At 44.6% G+C, this 2648-nt stretch carries 3 protein-coding genes; 2 read left to right on the plus strand and 1 reads right to left on the minus strand.

All coding sequences use genetic code 11. The features are described from left to right. Window positions 1-142: 142 nt before the first annotated feature. Window positions 143-1333, minus strand: a complete 1191-nt coding sequence (locus tag QUA16_RS34350) for a transposase (RefSeq protein WP_333109075.1) — start codon at window positions 1331-1333, stop codon at window positions 143-145. Between the two features lie 385 nt (window positions 1334-1718). Here QUA16_RS34350 and QUA16_RS34355 point away from each other — a divergent pair, with 385 nt between their 5' ends. Together QUA16_RS34355 and QUA16_RS34360 are read left to right on the plus strand one after the other, a co-directional pair. Beyond that, on the plus strand, window positions 1719-2123 hold the full coding sequence (locus tag QUA16_RS34355; RefSeq protein ID WP_333181709.1) for a hypothetical protein: 405 nt from the start codon (window positions 1719-1721) through the stop codon (window positions 2121-2123). A 230-nt stretch (window positions 2124-2353) separates the two neighbouring features. Continuing rightward, entirely contained in the window at window positions 2354-2542 is a 189-nt protein-coding gene (locus QUA16_RS34360) for a DUF2949 domain-containing protein (protein WP_333109072.1), read from the plus strand. Window positions 2543-2648 lie beyond the last annotated feature (106 nt).

A 2648-nucleotide genomic window follows, 5' to 3' on the forward strand; every position in this document is an offset into this window, starting at 1 on the left:
ACCAATCGAGTTTTTGGTTGACTCATGCCTGAAATGACGTATTTTGGCGTTTCAACCCGGTTGCTGCGTCAGTTCTATTTGACCGATAGCGCGATCGAAAGTTTTGACACTCTCCGGCGTGAACGCACGGAGATTCTTTAATCTACGAACCGACTTGCTGAGACAGGATTTCTCCAGTCAAAGTAGAGGTCAACTCTCCTAAAGCGTTGTTTGGCTCAAGACCAAAGGTTCCGGTATGCCCTACCGTACCCAATCCTCGACTAAGGATGTTTCTAGCGGCGTTTTCATCGCGATCTAAAACACAACCGCACTTACAAACGTGCGTTCTTGTAGATAGCGATTTCTTTACAATTGCACCGCAGCTAGAGCATTCTTGGCTGGTATATTGCGGATTTACCGCTACCGTGATTTTCTCAAACACTTTTCCGAAGTATTCAAGCCCAACACGGAATTGATACCAAGAAGCATCGTTAATAGACTTAGCTAAGCAATGATTTTTCACCAGGTTTTTGATCCTCAAATCTTCGTAGACGACTACATCGTTTGATGAGATTACGCACCTTGCAAGTTTTATTGCATGGTCTTTGCGCTGTCTACTTATTTTGAGGTGGCGTTTGCCTAGAATCTGCCTAGCTTTGCCCCTGTTGTTTGAACCTTTAACTTTTCTGGATACGCGACGCTGGGATCGTTTGAGAACTTTCTCACCTTTTCTTAGAAACCTCGGATTTTCCACCGTAGTTCCGTTCGAGTCGGTGTAATATTCCTTCAATCCCACATCTAATCCAATCGTAGTACCATTCGGTTCTGTGTTTTCCTTTCTATCGACATCCACACAGAATTGGACGTAGACGCCATCAGCACGTTTTACCAATCTCACCCTTTTTATTTGACTGATTTGGTAGAAGTGCAAGTCGCGTGTGCCTTTTAGCTTTAATCGCCCAATCCCTTTCTTGTCGGTAAAATTGATGGATTTGCGATCGTCGGCTAACTTCCAACCCGTCGTTTTGTATTCGACAGAACGACAATCTCTCACGAACTGCGGATATCCTTTTTTGCCCGGTACATTCTTCTTGCAGTTGTCGTAGAATCGGGAGATCGCAGACCATGCTCGTTCTGCACTCGATTGTCTTGCTTGAGAATTGAGTTCGTCGGCAAACGGAAAGTCGCGAGCCAGCACAGCGCAGTATTTATTTAAGTCGTACCGACCCACTTTTTTGTTGTCCATCCAATACCGCAAACAGCTATTGCGGACAAATTGGGCGGTACGAATTGCTTCGTCTACTGCGTTGTACTGATTCTTTTTTCCGTAAGCTTTGAACTCAAAAACTAGCATGGCTTTACCTCCGGTTCTTATGTTATACCGTCTGACATAAAATCCTTAGCCAGTTAATGAAAGTTTACAATGATGAAGCAGGAAGCTGACTGGGAGACTAAAAGTCTCCCGCGAGCTTTCATCCCTGGACTGAAGTCACAGGGTTTTTAGCTTGTTTTCTATAAGTTTTGACAGGAACTTTAATTGATATCTCCACAAGCAGCTACTTTTGATAGAGTGCAACTTAATTCCGGCTAGGTAAAATAAGCATATAGCAATCCTCGCATCATTTGCATAATTATTGTAGGGGCAATCCCACGCCCGGTTGCCCGATAGATAGGGAGTAGGCAAAGAAAGGCACTACCTCTACAAATTTATCTGAATCATTTAGGATTGCTATAGTAGGATGCAACTAGCGGAGGCATGGATGATGAACGCAGTTATTGCTACTCTTGGCACTGCTCTCGGACTGAGCTCAATTTTTATCGGTTTGACGCCGGCGGTTCTCGCGCAACAAAGACTGCAACCAGCGCCCCAATATTCGGAAACGACTTTATCAGGCGACTCGTTGAGGACTGTGGAGGACAGAACCTTAGACTCGGACTACCAAAACTTGATTGGTGAACCAGAAACGGCGGCTAATTCTGCTAGAAGGGAAAGAAGCTTGGGCGACACATTTCGCCTCAAAATCGAGGGCCCATTGGAATTTATTACTACTCCTTCGGACGCCCAGCGTCAAGGAAATCCTTTACCTCCAAAACAAACCGACAGCGGTACAGAAGCGGGAGTTCAGCTTCTGCTAGGACTTTAGCAATTTTAAATGAATTCATTTGAATCGAGCGATCGCGGAACCCTATTTTTGATTCTCCCAGTTCTTGTGACTGGGATCGCTTTTTTATCTGAGTTTTATCACAAGTTTTGTGCGGTTTCCATCACACTGGGTTCTTTTTTGTGAACCTAAGATTAGACCAATTAAACTTCCGATACAGACTGATTAGCTACATATCTTTACAATAGCGCATAAAACTGGCGGTGAAGGTGATGAGAAAGGCTCAACTGATAGATTATTTGCGGGGAGAGTTGGCAATATCGAATTCTGCGATCGCCGTTGCTCTCCGACACGGGGAACAAGATGCCAGCCAACTGCCGATGGTTCTCTGGCAGTACGGGTTAGTTACACTGGAACAGTTAAACCTAATTTTTGATTGGTTGGAAGCTCAGCCGATTTAGCAATTGGCAACTTGTCGGGAACTTTAAAAGATGCAATCACACCATGTCATAAAACAAGCCTCGACAACCAAAAGTTGTCGAGGCTTGTCTGATAGAATTTGGTGGC

This window comes from Microcoleus sp. S13_C3 (genome assembly GCF_036700905.1).
Lineage (GTDB): Bacteria > Cyanobacteriota > Cyanobacteriia > Cyanobacteriales > Microcoleaceae > Microcoleus.

What these genes read in the sequence shown, in the direction of transcription:
- QUA16_RS34350 (WP_333109075.1), bottom strand. Translation starts at nt 1,333, where the DNA reads ATGCTAGTTTTTGAGTTCAAAGCTTACGGAAAAAAGAATCAGTACAAC.
- QUA16_RS34355 (WP_333181709.1), top strand. Translation starts at nt 1,719, where the DNA reads ATGCAACTAGCGGAGGCATGGATGATGAACGCAGTTATTGCTACTCTT.
- QUA16_RS34360 (WP_333109072.1), top strand. Translation starts at nt 2,354, where the DNA reads ATGAGAAAGGCTCAACTGATAGATTATTTGCGGGGAGAGTTGGCAATA.